Source organism: Burkholderia guangdongensis, assembly GCF_013403875.1.
Lineage (GTDB): Bacteria > Pseudomonadota > Gammaproteobacteria > Burkholderiales > Burkholderiaceae > Burkholderia > Burkholderia guangdongensis.
Genome location: NZ_JACBNX010000026.1, coordinates 46,944 through 60,377, shown reverse-complemented (window position 1 = coordinate 60,377; position 13,434 = coordinate 46,944). Strand labels below are relative to the sequence as shown.

Below are 13,434 nucleotides of genomic sequence, written 5' to 3'. Positions count from 1 at the left end.
AGGAAGTAAGCATGTTGCTGGCGCTGGCGCAATGGCTGCAGGGCGACGCAAGCTTTTTGCGCTTGTTCACGTATCTCACGTTTCGCGCGGTGATGGCCACGATCACCGCGCTCGTGATCGGGCTCGTCTGCGGACCGTGGGTGATCCGCAAGCTGACCGAGATGAAGGTCGGCCAGGCGGTCCGCAAAGACGGCCCGCAGACCCACCTCGTGAAATCGGGCACGCCGACGATGGGCGGCGTGCTGATCCTGATCGGCATCGCGGTCGCGACGCTGTTGTGGGGCGACCTGACGAACCGCTTCATCTGGATCGTGATGCTCGTCACGTTCGGCTTCGGCGTGATCGGCTGGGTCGACGACTACCGGAAGGTCGTCCACAAGGATCCGCGCGGGATGTCGTCGCGCGAGAAGTATTTCTGGCAGTCGGTGATCGGCCTGTTCGCGGCTGTCTATCTCGCGTTCAGCGTGTCCGAGGCGAACAACGTGCGCGTGTTCGATCTGTTCATGGCGTGGGTGAGGAGCGGCCTGTCGATGGGCCTGCCCGCGCGCGCGGACCTGATGCTGCCGTTCCTGAAGTCGATCACGTATCCGCTCGGCGTCTGGGGCTTCATCGCGCTCACGTATTTCGTGATCGTCGGCGCGAGCAACGCGGTGAACCTGACCGACGGCCTCGACGGCCTCGTGATCATGCCGGTCGTGCTCGTCGGCGCGTCGCTCGGCGTGTTCGCGTATGTGATGGGCAGCGCGGTCTATTCGAAATATCTGCTGTTTCCGCACATACCGGGCGCGGGCGAGTTGCTGATCTTCTGCTCCGCGATGGGCGGCGCCGGGCTCGCGTTCCTCTGGTACAACACGCACCCCGCGCAGGTGTTCATGGGCGACGTCGGCGCGCTCGCGCTCGGCGGCGCGCTCGGCACGGTCGCGGTGATCGTGCGGCAGGAGATCGTGCTGTTCATCATGGGCGGGATCTTCGTCGCGGAGACGCTGTCGGTGATGCTGCAGGTCACGTGGTTCAAGTACACGAAGAAGCGGTACGGCGAAGGGCGGCGCATCTTCAAGATGGCGCCGCTGCACCACCATTTCGAATTGTCCGGCTGGAAGGAAACGCAGGTGGTGGTGCGTTTCTGGATCATCACGCTGATGCTGTGTCTGTTCGGCTTGTCCACCCTGAAGCTGCGGTAAAGGAAAGGTAACAAGGATGTCTGGCGAGATGTTTGGAGATCGGCAACGGCCGATGGTGCTCGTGCTGGGGCTCGGCGAATCGGGCCTCGCGATCGCGCGGTGGTGCGCGAGGCACGGTTGCCGGCTGCGCATTGCCGATACCCGCGAAGCCCCCCCGAATCTCGCCGCGCTGAAGGACGCCGGTGTCGACGCGGAATTCGTCGGCGGGCCGTTTTCGCCGGCACTGCTCGACGGCGGCGTCGAGATCGTCGGGGTGAGCCCGGGCCTGTCGCCGCTCGAGCCCGCGCTCGCGGCGCTGACCGCCGCCGCGACCGAGCGCGGCATCGCGGTGTGGGGCGAGCTCGAATTCTTCGCGCAGGCGCTGCGTGCGCTCGGCGCGAACGGCTACCAGCCGAAGGTGCTCGCGATCACCGGCACGAACGGCAAGACCACGACGACGAGCCTGACCGGCCTGCTGTGCGAGCGCGCGGGCAAGACGGTCGGCGTGGCCGGCAACATCAGCCCGGCGATGCTCGACAGGCTGTCGGCCGCGGTCGACGCGGCCGCGCTGCCCGACGTCTGGGTGCTCGAGCTGTCGAGCTTCCAGCTCGAGACCGCGCGCACGTTCTCGCCCGATGCGGCGACGATCCTGAACATCACGCAGGATCATCTCGACTGGCACGGCAGCTTCGACGCGTATGCGGCCGCGAAGGGCCGGATCTTCGGCGCGACGACGACGCGCGTGCTGAACCGCGACGACGCGGCGGTGATGAAGTTCGCGCCGAAGGCCGGCGCGGCCGGCGCGGCCAGTGCGACCGACGTGCCGCGCACGGTCACGTTCGGGCTGGATGAGCCGCGGCACGACGGCGACTACGGCCTGTCGCGCGAGAACGGGATGGCCTGGCTCGTCGAGGCGATCGACCGGGACGCGGCCGATGAGCCGACGACGTCCCGCCGCCGCAAGCGCGACACAGGAAACCCGCCCGACATCGCGGTCAAGCGGCTGATGCCGGCCGACGCGCTGCGCATCCGCGGGCTGCACAACGCGGCGAACGCGCTCGCCGCGTTCGCGCTCGCGCGCGCGATCGGCCTGCCGGCCGCGCCGCTGCTGCACGGGCTGCGCGAGTATCGCGGCGAGGCGCATCGCGTCGAGGTGATCGCGACGCTCGATGGCGTCGATTACGTCGACGACAGCAAGGGCACGAACGTCGGCGCGACGGTCGCCGCGCTCGACGGGCTCGCGCAACGCATCGTGCTGATCGCCGGCGGCGACGGCAAGGGCCAGGATTTCTCGCCGCTCGCGGCGCCGGTCGCGCGCTGGTGCCGCGCGGCGATGCTGATCGGCCGCGACGCGCCCGCGATCCGCGATGCGCTCGCCGGCACCGGCGTCGAGCTCGTCGATCAGCCGACGCTTGAAGCGGCGGTGCGCGCGGCGGCCGCGCTCGCGCAGCCGGGCGACGCGGTGCTGCTGTCGCCCGCATGCGCGAGCTTCGACATGTTCAAGAGCTACGCCCACCGCGCGGACGTGTTCCGCAGCGCGGTGGAGGACCTCGCCCTCGACAAAGGAACGACGCTATGAGCTGGTCCGATCGCTTCGTCTCCCGTTTCAACGGCCCGCGCGACACCGGCGGCAATGCAGCCGGCGGCCGCGTGATGTCGGCCACCCGCGCGACGGCCGGCGGCCTCGCGAGCGTCGTCAACGGCGCGCGGCCGAGCCGCTCGCGGATGCTCGATTTCGATTACTCGCTGCTGTGGGCCGCGATCGCGCTGCTCGGGCTCGGCGTCGTGATGGTCTATTCGGCGTCGATCGCGATGCCGGATTCGCCGAAATACGCGCAGTATCACGACTACGCGTTCCTGGTGCGCCACCTCGTGTCGCTCGTCGTCGCGTTCATCGCGGCGGTGGTCGCGTTTCGCGTGCCGGTGTCGACGTGGGACAAGCACGCGCCGAAGCTCTTCCTGATCGCGATCGTCGGGCTCGTGATCGTGCTGATCCCGCACATCGGCAAGGGCGTGAACGGCGCACGCCGCTGGATTCCGCTCGGCATCTCGAACATGCAGCCGTCCGAGATCATGAAGCTCGCGGTGACGATCTACGCGGCGAACTACACGGTCCGCAAGCAGGAGTACATGCAGAGCTTCGCGAAGGGCTTCCTGCCGATGGCGTTCGCGGTCGGCTTCGTCGGCGCGCTGCTGCTGCTCGAGCCGGACATGGGCGCGTTCATGGTCGTCGCGGCGATCGCGATGGGCGTGCTGTTCCTCGGCGGCGTGAACGGCAAGCTGTTCGGCGGACTCGTCGCGACCGCGGTCGCGACGTTCACGATGCTCGTCTGGCTGTCGCCGTGGCGGCGCGAGCGGATCTTCGCGTATCTCGATCCGTGGGACGAGCGCTACGCGCAGGGCAAGGCGTACCAGCTCACGCACTCGCTGATCGCGTTCGGCCGTGGCGAGTGGTTCGGCGTCGGCCTCGGCGGCAGCGTCGAGAAGCTGAACTACCTGCCGGAAGCGCATACCGACTTCATTCTCGCGGTGATCGGCGAGGAACTCGGCTTCGTCGGCGTGCTGGTCGTGATCCTGCTGTTCTACTGGATCGTGCGCCGTTCGTTCGAGATCGGCCGCCAGGCGCTCGCGCTCGACCGCACGTTCGCGGGGCTGATGGCGAAGGGCATCGGCCTGTGGTTCGGCGCGCAGGCGTTCATCAACATGGGTGTGAACCTCGGCCTGCTGCCGACGAAGGGCCTGACGCTGCCGCTCGTCAGCTACGGCGGCTCGGGGATTCTGCTGAACTGCATCGCGCTCGCCGTGTTGCTGCGGGTGGATTACGAGAACCGGGTGCTGATGCGCGGAGGGAAGGTATGACCGCGTCCGCGCGCACGCTGATGGTGATGGCCGGCGGCACCGGGGGGCACGTGTTCCCCGGGCTTGCGGTCGCGCACCGGATGGAAGCGCAGGGATGGCGCGTCGTGTGGCTCGGCAATCCGGCCGGGATGGAAGCCACGCTCGTGCCGAAGCACGGGATTCCGATGGAATACGTGCGGTTCGGCGGGCTGCGCGGCAAGGGCCTCGCGACGAAGCTCGCGCTGCCGCTGAACCTGCTGCGCGCGTGCTGGCAGAGTCTCGGCGTGCTGCGCCGCGTGAAGCCCGACGTCGTGCTCGGGATGGGCGGCTACATCACGTTCCCGGCCGGCGTGATGGCCGCGCTGTCCGGTCGCCCGCTCGTGCTGCACGAGCAGAATTCGATCGCCGGGCTCACGAACAAGGTGCTCGCGAAGCTCGCGAAGCGCGTGCTCGTCGCGTTCCCGAACGCGCTGCCGCACGCGGAATGGACCGGCAACCCGATTCGTGCGGAACTTGCGCGCACCGCGCCACCCAAAGCACGCTATGCGGCGCGCAGCGGGCCGCTCTCGGTGCTCGTCGTCGGCGGCAGTCTCGGCGCGGCCGCGTTGAACGAAGTCGTGCCGCGCGCGCTTGCGATGCTCGCACCGAATGAACGGCCGCGCATCGTGCATCAGGCCGGCGCGAAGCATATCGAGGCGTTGAAATCGAACTACGACGCGGCGGGCTTCACGGACCCGACGGGCGGTGGTGTGCGGCTCGTGCCGTTCATCGACGATATGGCGTCGGCCTACGCGGAGGCGGATCTGGTGATCTGCCGCTCGGGCGCGATGACGGTGTCGGAGATCGCAGCGGTCGGCGTCGCGGCGCTGTTCGTGCCGTTCCCGTACGCGGTCGACGATCATCAGACGACCAACGCCGCGTTTCTCGCGGAAGCGGGCGCGGCGGTATTGGTGCAACAACGCGACCTGTCGGCCGAGCTGCTTGCCGACTGGCTGCGCGGCCAGTCGCGGGCGTCGCTCGCGGAGATGGCGGAGCGTTCGCGCGCGCTAGCGAAGCCGGATGCCACCGACGAAGTCGCGCGCGTGTGCGCGACGGTGGCCGGCGCGAACCTGGACACATTGCAATGAAACACATCGTCAAACACATTCATTTCGTCGGGATCGGCGGCGCCGGGATGAGCGGCATCGCCGAGGTGCTCGCGAACCTCGGCTACGAGGTCAGCGGCTCCGACATCGCGCGCAACGCGGTCACGGATCGGCTCGCCGCACTCGGCGCGCGGATCGCGATCGGCCACGACGCCGCGAACATCGAGGGTGCGAACGCGGTCGTCGTGTCGACGGCCGTGCGCTCGGACAATCCCGAAGTGCTCGCCGCGCGCGCGAAGCGCGTGCCGATCGTGCCGCGCGCGGTGATGCTTGCGGAGCTGATGCGCCTGAAGCAGGGGATCGCGATCGCGGGCACGCACGGCAAGACCACGACGACGAGCCTCGTCGCGAGCGTGCTCGCGGCGGGCGGGCTCGATCCGACGTTCGTGATCGGCGGGCGGCTGATCAGCGCCGGCGCGAACGCGCGGCTCGGCACCGGCGACTTCATCGTCGCGGAAGCGGACGAGTCGGACGCGTCGTTCCTGAACCTGTATCCGGTGATCGAGGTGATCACGAACATCGACGCCGATCACATGGACACCTACGGGCACGACTTCGCGCGGCTCAAGCAGGCGTTCATCGAATTCACGCAGCGGCTGCCGTTCTACGGCAGCGCGGTCGTCTGCGTCGATGATCCGAACGTGCGGCAGATCATCCCGTTCATCTCGAAGCCGGTCGTCCGCTACGGGCTCGCGCCCGATGCGCAGGTGCGCGCGGAGAACATCGCCGCGCGCGACGGCCGCATGCATTTCACGGTGATCCGCGAAGGGCGCGTGCCGCTGCCGGTCGTGCTGAACCTGCCGGGGCTGCACAACGTGCAGAACGCGCTCGCGGCGATCGCGATCGCGACCGATCTCGGCGTGGCCGACGACGCGATCCAGCACGCGCTCGCGGAATTCAACGGTGTCGGCCGGCGCTTCCAGCGCTACGGCGACGTGCCGACCGCGGACGGCGGGCATTACACGCTGATCGACGATTACGGCCATCACCCGGTCGAGATGGCGGCGACGATCGCGGCCGCGCGCGGCGCGTTCCCGGGGCGCCGCCTCGTGCTCGCGTTCCAGCCGCACCGCTATACGCGCACGCGCGACTGCTTCGACGATTTCGTCAACGTGCTGTCGACCGTCGACGCGCTCGTGCTGACGGAAGTCTATGCAGCCGGCGAGGCGGCGATTTCGACCGCGAACGGCGAAGCGCTGTCGCGCGCGCTGCGCGCGGCGGGCAACGTGGCGCCGGTGTTCGTCGCGTCGGTCGACGAGGTGCCGGACGCGATCTCGACGCTCGCGCAAAACGGCGACGTGGTGATCACGATGGGTGCGGGCTCGATCGGCGGTGTGCCGGCGAAGCTCGCGCAGAACACGCAACACAAGGGATGATATGAGCGGGATCGATCCGAAACGTTTCGGCAAAGTGGCGGTATTGCTCGGCGGCGCGTCCGCGGAGCGCGAGGTGTCGCTCAATTCGGGCCGGCTCGTGGTCGAAGGGCTGCGCGGCGCGGGCATCGACGCGCATGCGTTCGACCCGGCCGAGCGGCCGCTGTCGGCACTGAAGGACGAGGGCTTCGTGCGCGCGTTCAACGCGCTGCACGGCGGCTACGGCGAGAACGGCCAGATCCAGGGCGCGCTCGATTTCTACGGAATCCGCTACACGGGCAGCGGCGTGCTCGGCTCGGCGCTCGGCCTCGACAAGTTCCGCACGAAGCTCGTGTGGCAGCAGACCGGCGTGCCGACGCCGCCGTTCGAAACCGTGATGCGCGGCGACGATTTCGCGGCGCGCGCGCCGCAGATCGTCGCGAAGCTCGGCCTGCCGCTGTTCGTGAAACCGGCGAGCGAAGGCTCGAGCGTCGCGGTGCTGAAGGTGAAGTCGGCCGACGCGCTGCCGGCCGCGCTCGAAGAAGCCGCGAAGCACGACCGGATCGTGATCGTCGAGAAGAGCATCGAGGGCGGCGGCGAATACACCGCGTGCATCGCCGCGGATCTCGATCTGCCGCTGATCAAGATCGTGCCGGCCGGCGAGTTCTACGACTATCACGCGAAGTACATCGCGAACGACACGCAGTATCTGATTCCGTGCGGGCTGCCGGCGGACAAGGAAATGGAACTCAAGCGCCTCGCGCGCCGCGCGTTCGACGTGCTCGGCTGCACCGACTGGGGCCGTGCGGACTTCATGCTCGACGCCGCCGGCAACGCGTATTTCCTCGAAGTGAACACCGCGCCGGGCATGACCGATCACTCGCTGCCGCCGAAGGCGGCGCGCGCGGTCGGCATCAGCTACCAGGACCTCGTGGTCAAGGTGCTGTCGCTCACGCTCAACGACTGAAGCAGGGAAGAAAGACCTCATGTGGAACAACGTTCGCCAGCTCAACCTAGCCGCCAGCGCGCTGTACGCGCTGCTCGTGCTCGCGTTGGCGGCGGCCGGCGGCATCTGGCTGATCCAGCGCCCGGCGTTCACACTGCGCGCGATCCAGATCGACGGCGACACCGATCACATCTACGCGCAGACGGTCCGCGCGGGCGTGGTCGGCAAGCTGAAGGGCAATTTCTTCACGGTCGATCTCGATTCCGCGCGGGTCGCGTTCGAGCAGATGCCGTGGGTGCGTCATGCGAGCGTGCGCCGCGTGTGGCCGAACGCGCTCGCGGTCACGCTCGAGGAGTACAAGCCGCTCGGCACGTGGGGCAATGACCAGCTCGTCAGCGTCGACGGCGAGCTGTTCACCGCGAACCAGGGCGAACTCGAAGGCACGCTGCCCGCGTTCGACGGGCCGGACGGCAGCGCGAAGGACGTCGTCACGCGCTACCGCGACTTCACGAAGTGGTTCGCGCCGCTGAAAGCGAAGCCGGACGAAGTGACGCTGTCGGCGCGCTATGCGTGGACGGTGAAGCTGTCGAACGGCATGCAGGTGGAGCTGGGCAAGGAGCGGACCGCGCAATCGCTGTCCGACCGCGTCCAGCGTCTCGTCGCCGCGTGGCCGGCCGTCACGCAGCGCTGGGGCAGCGACATCGAGTATGCGGACCTGCGCTATCCGAACGGATTCGCGATTCGCGCGGCAAACATGCGGTTCCTGAGCGACACCGACACGGGCAAGAAGTAACACGACATCACACGCAAGAGCACTTTATGAGCAAAGACTATAAGGATCTGCTGGTTTCCCTCGACATCGGGACGTCGAAGGTGGTGGCCATCGTCGCCGAGCTGAAGGGCGAAGGTCACTACGAGGTGATCGGCCTCGGCCAGAGCGAGTCGAAGGGTCTGAAAAAAGGCGTGGTGGTGAACATCGAGGCCACCGTGCAGTCGATCCAGCGCGCGCTCGAGGAAGCGGAGCTGATGGCCGACTGCAAGATCACCAACGTGTTTACGGGGATCGCCGGCAGCCACATCCGCAGCTTCAACTCGAGCGGGATGGTCGCGATCAAGGAGAAGGAGGTCACGCAGACGGACGTCGCGCGCGTGATCGAAACGGCGAAGGCGATCAACATCCCGACCGACCAGCAGGTGCTGCACATCCTGACGCAGGAATTCATCATCGACGGCCAGGAAGACGTGCGCGAGCCGATCGGGATGAGCGGCATCCGCCTCGAGGTGAAGGTGCACATCGTGACGGGCGCGGTGAGCGCCGCGCAGAACATCGTGAAGTGCGTGCGCCGCTGCGGGCTCGAGGTGAACGACCTGATCCTGCAGCCGCTCGCGTCGTCGCTCGCGGTGCTGACCGAGGACGAGAAGGATCTCGGCGTCGTGCTCGTCGACGTCGGCGGCGGCACGACCGACATCGCGATCTTCGCGGAAGGCGCGATCCGTCACACGGCGGTGATTCCGATCGCCGGCGACCAGATCACGAGCGACATCGCGATGGCGCTGCGCACGCCGACGCCGGATGCGGAAGACATCAAGGTCGGTTACGGGATCGCGAAGCAGGCGCTCGCCGATCCGGACGAGATGGTCGAGGTGCCGGGCCTCGGCGAGCGCGGGCCGCGCACGCTGTCGCGGCAGGCGCTCGCGGCGGTGATCGAGCCGCGCGTCGAGGAGCTGTTCTCGCTCGTGCAGCAGGTCGTGCGCGAGTCCGGCTACGAGGAGCTGTTGAGCTCCGGCGTCGTGATCACCGGCGGCGCCGCGATGATGCCGGGGATGGTCGAGCTCGGCGAAGACATTTTCCTGAAGCCGGTGCGCATCGGCGCGCCGGAGTATGCGGGCGGCCTCGCGGACGTCGTGCGCAATCCGCGCTATTCGACGGCGATGGGGCTGCTGGTGGAAGGGAGCGCTCAGCGGATGCGCGGCCGCAAGGTCGCGGTGCAGTCCGGTTCGGCGGGACAGATTTTCACGCGGATGCGCGACTGGTTCCTGAGCAACTTCTGACGCAACGAACGATCGAAATTCGCGCTGGTGCCGGCGGCCAGCGCGCGACGGGAGGTTGCCCGATCTCCCGCCGAATAACGGCCGAGTGGCGGTACTTTTCTTGACGGAGGCAACAATGGAATTTGAAATGCTGGAAACCGAGACCAACGGCACCATCATCAAGGTGGTCGGCGTTGGCGGCGCTGGCGGCAACGCCGTGCAGCACATGATCAACCGCGGCGTGCAGGGCGTCGATTTCATCGTGATGAACACCGACGCACAGGCGCTGCAGCGCTCGCGTGCGCCGAACGTGATCCAGCTCGGCAACACCGGCCTCGGCGCCGGTGCGAAGCCGGAAATGGGCCGCGCGGCGGCCGAGGAAGCGCGCGAGCGGATCGCCGACGCGCTGCGCGGCGCGCACATGGTGTTCATCACCGCCGGCATGGGCGGCGGCACCGGCACGGGCGCCGCGCCCGTCGTCGCGCAAATCGCGAAGGAGATGGGCATTCTGACGGTCGGCGTCGTCAGCAAGCCGTTCGAGTTCGAAGGCGGCAAGCGGATGCGCGTCGCGGAAGCCGGCTCGCAGCAACTGGAGGATCACGTCGACTCGCTGATCGTCGTGCTGAACGACAAGCTGTTCGACGTGATGGGCGACGACGCCGAGATGGACAAGTGCTTCCAGTGCGCGGACGACGTGCTGAACAACGCGGTCGCGGGCATCGCCGAGATCATCAACGTCGATGGCCTCGTGAACGTCGACTTCGAGGACGTGAAGACGGTGATGGGCGAGCAGGGCAAGGCGATGATGGGCACGGCGACGGTTGCCGGCGTCGATCGCGCGCGCCTCGCGGCCGAGCAGGCGGTCGCGAGCCCGCTGCTCGAAGGCGTCGATCTGTCGGGCGCGCGCGGCGTGCTCGTGAACATCACGTCGAGCCGTTCGCTGCGTCTGTCGGAAACGCGCGAAGTGATGAACACGATCAAGAGCTACGCGGCGGAAGATGCGACGGTGATCTTCGGTGCGGTGTACGACGACGCGATGGGCGATGCGCTGCGCGTGACGGTCGTCGCGACGGGCCTCGGCCGCGCGGCGAAGAAGCAGCAGTCGGCGCCGATGACGCTGCTGCGCACCGGCACGGACAACCAGCCGATCAACGCGATCTCGCACGGCTACGCGCCGGCGCATCACGTCAGCACGGCCGACTACGGCGCGCTCGACACGCCGGCCGTGTGGCGCAACTCGCGCGAGACCGCGGCATCGCACGTGCAGGCGCTGCAGGAGAAGGGTGTCGACACGTACGACATTCCGGCTTTCCTGCGCAAGCAGGCGGACTGACGCACGAACGGGCGAAGCCGCGGCGAGGTCGCCGCGGTGAAGCCGGCGTGACGGATGAACGGACCGGGAAAGGCCGCGTCGCTCGCGACGCCGGGCCGGGACACTTGCCCTCTTCGTATCGGCGAAGCGGAAGGGGAGCGTGTCGTCCAGTCATTCATCTGTAACGCAGTGGAAAACCGTATCGCTATGAGGGACCAGCCATGATTCAAGTGGGCGACGCGCTGCCCGACGCGCAACTGTTCGAGTTCATCGACGACGCGCGGGACGGCTGTACGCTGGGGCCGAACGCCCGCGGCGTGCGCGATCAGGTCGCGGGCAAGCGCGTGGTGATCTTCGGATTGCCGGGCGCTTTCACGCCGACCTGTTCGGCGCAGCATGTGCCGGGCTACGTCGCGCACGCCGAGCAACTGCGCTCGGCGGGCATCGACGAGATCTGGTGCGTGTCCGTCAACGACGCATTCGTGATGGGCGCTTGGGGACGTGATCTGCACACCGCGGGCAAGGTGCGCATGATGGCGGACGGCAGCGCGGCTTTCACTCATGCGCTGGGGCTGACGCAGGATTTGTCCGCGCGCGGCATGGGGATTCGCTCCCTGCGCTACGCGATGGTGGTCGACGACGGTGTGGTCAAGACGCTGGCCGTCGAAGCGCCGGGCAAATTCGAAGTGAGCGATGCGGCGAGCGTGCTGGCCACGCTGACGTCCTGATCGTGCGATGCGCCGTTGCTCGCCGGCAACGGCTCGCATCGGCCGCAGGACGCTTGTAACACGGGCCGATGACCGGAAACGCCTCCGTTCCGGGCATCGGCCCGTCCCGTATCGGCGCGGGTAAACGACCGAAACAGTTTGATACGCAGTTTCAAACAGCGGCGAATAGGGATTTACGCTATAATCACGCCTATCTGAATATAACTCCTGATTGAATTTTTCAATCAAGACGGCGATCACCATGCTGAAGCAGCGCACTATCAAGTCGATCGTGAAGACCGTGGGTATCGGTCTTCATTCCGGCCGCAAGGTCGAACTGACGCTCCGTCCGGCAGCAGCGGGCACGGGCATCGTGTTCTCGCGCGTCGATCTGCCGACGCCGGTCGACATTCCGGCGTCCGCGATGTCGATCGGCGATACGCGGCTCGCGTCGGTCCTGCAGAAGGACGGCGCGCGCGTGTCGACGGTCGAGCACCTGATGTCCGCGTGCGCGGGCCTCGGGATCGACAACCTGTACGTCGACGTCACCGCCGAGGAAATCCCGATCATGGACGGCAGCGCGGCGTCGTTCGTGTTCCTGATCCAGTCGGCCGGCATCGAGGAGCAGAACGCGCTGAAGCGCTTCATCAAGGTGACGAAGCCCGTCGAGATCCGCGACGGCGACAAGTTCGCGCGCCTCGACCCGTATTTCGGTTTCAAGCTCAAGTTCACGATCGATTTCCGCCATCCGGCGGTCGACAAGACGGGCCAGGCGCTCGAGGTCGATTTCGCGAGCACGTCGTACGTGCGCGAGATCGCGCGCGCGCGCACGTTCGGCTTCGCGCACGAGGTCGAGATGATGCGCGAGCTGGGCCTCGCGCGCGGCGGCAGCATGGACAACGCGATCGTGCTCGACGAGTACCGGATCCTGAACAACGACGGCCTGCGCTACGACGACGAGTTCGTGAAGCACAAGATGCTCGACGCGATCGGCGATCTGTACGTGGTCGGCCACCCGCTGCTCGCGTCGTACACCGCGTACAAGTCGGGGCACGGGCTGAACAACGCGCTGCTGCGCGAGCTGCTCGCGCACGAAGATGCGTACGAGATCGTCACGTTCGACGATCCGCAGGCCGCGCCGAGCGGCTTCGCGTTCGATACGCAGACGGCGTTCGCCTGATTTCGGCGGGCGTTCCACGGTAAAAAAACAAGAGCGGCCCACGGGCCGCTCTTGTTTTTGGGGCGCGATTCGCGCTATTTCTTCCCGTGCCGCTCGGCCATGCGCGCAAGCGCCGTCTGCAGCGGCGACGGCGCGAGGCTGTCGGCCAGCTCGCGCAGCGCGCTCGCGCCGGCGGGCGTCATCCGCGCTTCTTTCGCGCGCGGCGGTTCCGGTGCGTCCTGAGGCCGCACGCGGACCTTCAGCGTCGTCAGCGGCCAGCCGCGCCGCTGCAGGTCGGCGAGCAGTCGCGGCTCGACCTGCCGCAGCCGCGCGGCGAGCGCGTTGTGCGCGGCAAAGAGGGTCAGCGTGCCGTCCTTGATGAAGCCCGGTTCGACGTGATTCGCGAGGTAATCGGGCAGCAGCGTCGCGAGGTCGCGCTGCAGCGCGGCGACCTGCTCGACGCCGGCGCGCAGCGCGGCGAACGCGTCGGTGCGCTTGAGCACGTCGGACGCGGCTTGCGGCCGCGACGGGCCGGACGGCGCATGACGCTGGTTGAATCGGTTCATCGACGCATTCCGAAGGCGCGGCGGTGCGCGCGCGTTGCAGGGTGATCTGACGCGATTGTACCGCGCGGCGGCGCGCGGGCCGGGCCGCTGGCCTTCCGGCCGACGACACCGGCGCGTGCTGGCCCGCGTGCTAAAATTCGTCGTTTGAATTCATTAACAGGCCAAGCCGCCGTGGCTCGGGCGCCGAGTACGCATCCCGCGTCGGGCGCCGGTGCAGC

The 13,434-nt window shown here is 67.7% G+C and carries 12 protein-coding genes; 11 read left to right on the top strand and 1 reads right to left on the bottom strand.

All coding sequences use genetic code 11. The annotated features are described in order from the left end of the window. Window positions 1-11 precede the first annotated feature (11 nt). The 11 genes from mraY to lpxC all read left to right on the top strand — a co-directional run bounded on the left by mraY (window position 12) and on the right by lpxC (window position 12,671). A complete protein-coding gene (mraY, locus tag HZI36_RS22745) occupies window positions 12-1,181 on the top strand; it encodes a phospho-N-acetylmuramoyl-pentapeptide-transferase (protein ID WP_179404927.1) in 1,170 nt (389 codons plus the stop codon). Window positions 1,182-1,209: 28 nt separating this feature from the next. Further along, complete coding sequence (murD, locus tag HZI36_RS22740) at window positions 1,210-2,739, top strand: UDP-N-acetylmuramoyl-L-alanine--D-glutamate ligase (RefSeq protein ID WP_179404926.1); 1,530 nt, start codon at window positions 1,210-1,212, stop codon at window positions 2,737-2,739. Then, window positions 2,736-4,019: a putative lipid II flippase FtsW gene (gene ftsW, locus HZI36_RS22735; RefSeq protein WP_179404925.1), complete on the top strand. Its 1,284-nt coding sequence runs from the start codon at window positions 2,736-2,738 to the stop codon at window positions 4,017-4,019. Before murD ends, ftsW begins: the two co-directional genes overlap by 4 nt. After that, window positions 4,016-5,125 (top strand): undecaprenyldiphospho-muramoylpentapeptide beta-N-acetylglucosaminyltransferase, encoded by a 1,110-nt coding sequence (gene murG / locus HZI36_RS22730; protein WP_179404924.1) that lies wholly within the window; start codon window positions 4,016-4,018, stop codon window positions 5,123-5,125. The genes ftsW and murG overlap by 4 nt, the downstream gene beginning before the upstream one ends. Then, entirely contained in the window at window positions 5,122-6,519 is a 1,398-nt protein-coding gene (murC, locus tag HZI36_RS22725; protein WP_179404923.1) for a UDP-N-acetylmuramate--L-alanine ligase, read from the top strand. The genes murG and murC overlap by 4 nt, the downstream gene beginning before the upstream one ends. A 1-nt stretch (window position 6,520) precedes the next feature. Then, the gene (locus HZI36_RS22720; protein ID WP_179404922.1) at window positions 6,521-7,462 is read left to right on the top strand and encodes a D-alanine--D-alanine ligase; all 942 of its coding nucleotides are present in this window, start codon (window positions 6,521-6,523) and stop codon (window positions 7,460-7,462) included. A gap of 19 nt (window positions 7,463-7,481) precedes the next feature. Then, entirely contained in the window at window positions 7,482-8,234 is a 753-nt protein-coding gene (locus tag HZI36_RS22715) for a cell division protein FtsQ/DivIB (RefSeq protein WP_179404921.1), read from the top strand. Window positions 8,235-8,260: 26 nt separating this feature from the next. Beyond that, window positions 8,261-9,493 carry a cell division protein FtsA gene (ftsA, locus tag HZI36_RS22710; RefSeq protein WP_179404920.1) on the top strand — a complete coding sequence of 411 codons (1,233 nt, stop codon included), beginning with the start codon at window positions 8,261-8,263 and terminating at the stop codon, window positions 9,491-9,493. 115 nt (window positions 9,494-9,608) lie between these two features. Further along, window positions 9,609-10,805, top strand: coding sequence for a cell division protein FtsZ (gene ftsZ / locus HZI36_RS22705; RefSeq protein ID WP_179404919.1), 1,197 nt, complete (start codon window positions 9,609-9,611; stop codon window positions 10,803-10,805). A gap of 200 nt (window positions 10,806-11,005) precedes the next feature. Next, window positions 11,006-11,512 carry a peroxiredoxin gene (locus HZI36_RS22700; protein WP_179404918.1) on the top strand — a complete coding sequence of 169 codons (507 nt, stop codon included), beginning with the start codon at window positions 11,006-11,008 and terminating at the stop codon, window positions 11,510-11,512. A gap of 241 nt (window positions 11,513-11,753) precedes the next feature. Continuing rightward, window positions 11,754-12,671, top strand: a complete 918-nt coding sequence (gene lpxC, locus HZI36_RS22695) for a UDP-3-O-acyl-N-acetylglucosamine deacetylase (protein ID WP_179404917.1) — start codon at window positions 11,754-11,756, stop codon at window positions 12,669-12,671. Window positions 12,672-12,745: 74 nt separating this feature from the next. Here lpxC and HZI36_RS22690 read toward each other — a convergent pair whose 3' ends face one another. After that, a complete protein-coding gene (locus tag HZI36_RS22690; protein WP_179404916.1) occupies window positions 12,746-13,216 on the bottom strand; it encodes a DciA family protein in 471 nt (156 codons plus the stop codon). Window positions 13,217-13,434 lie beyond the last annotated feature (218 nt).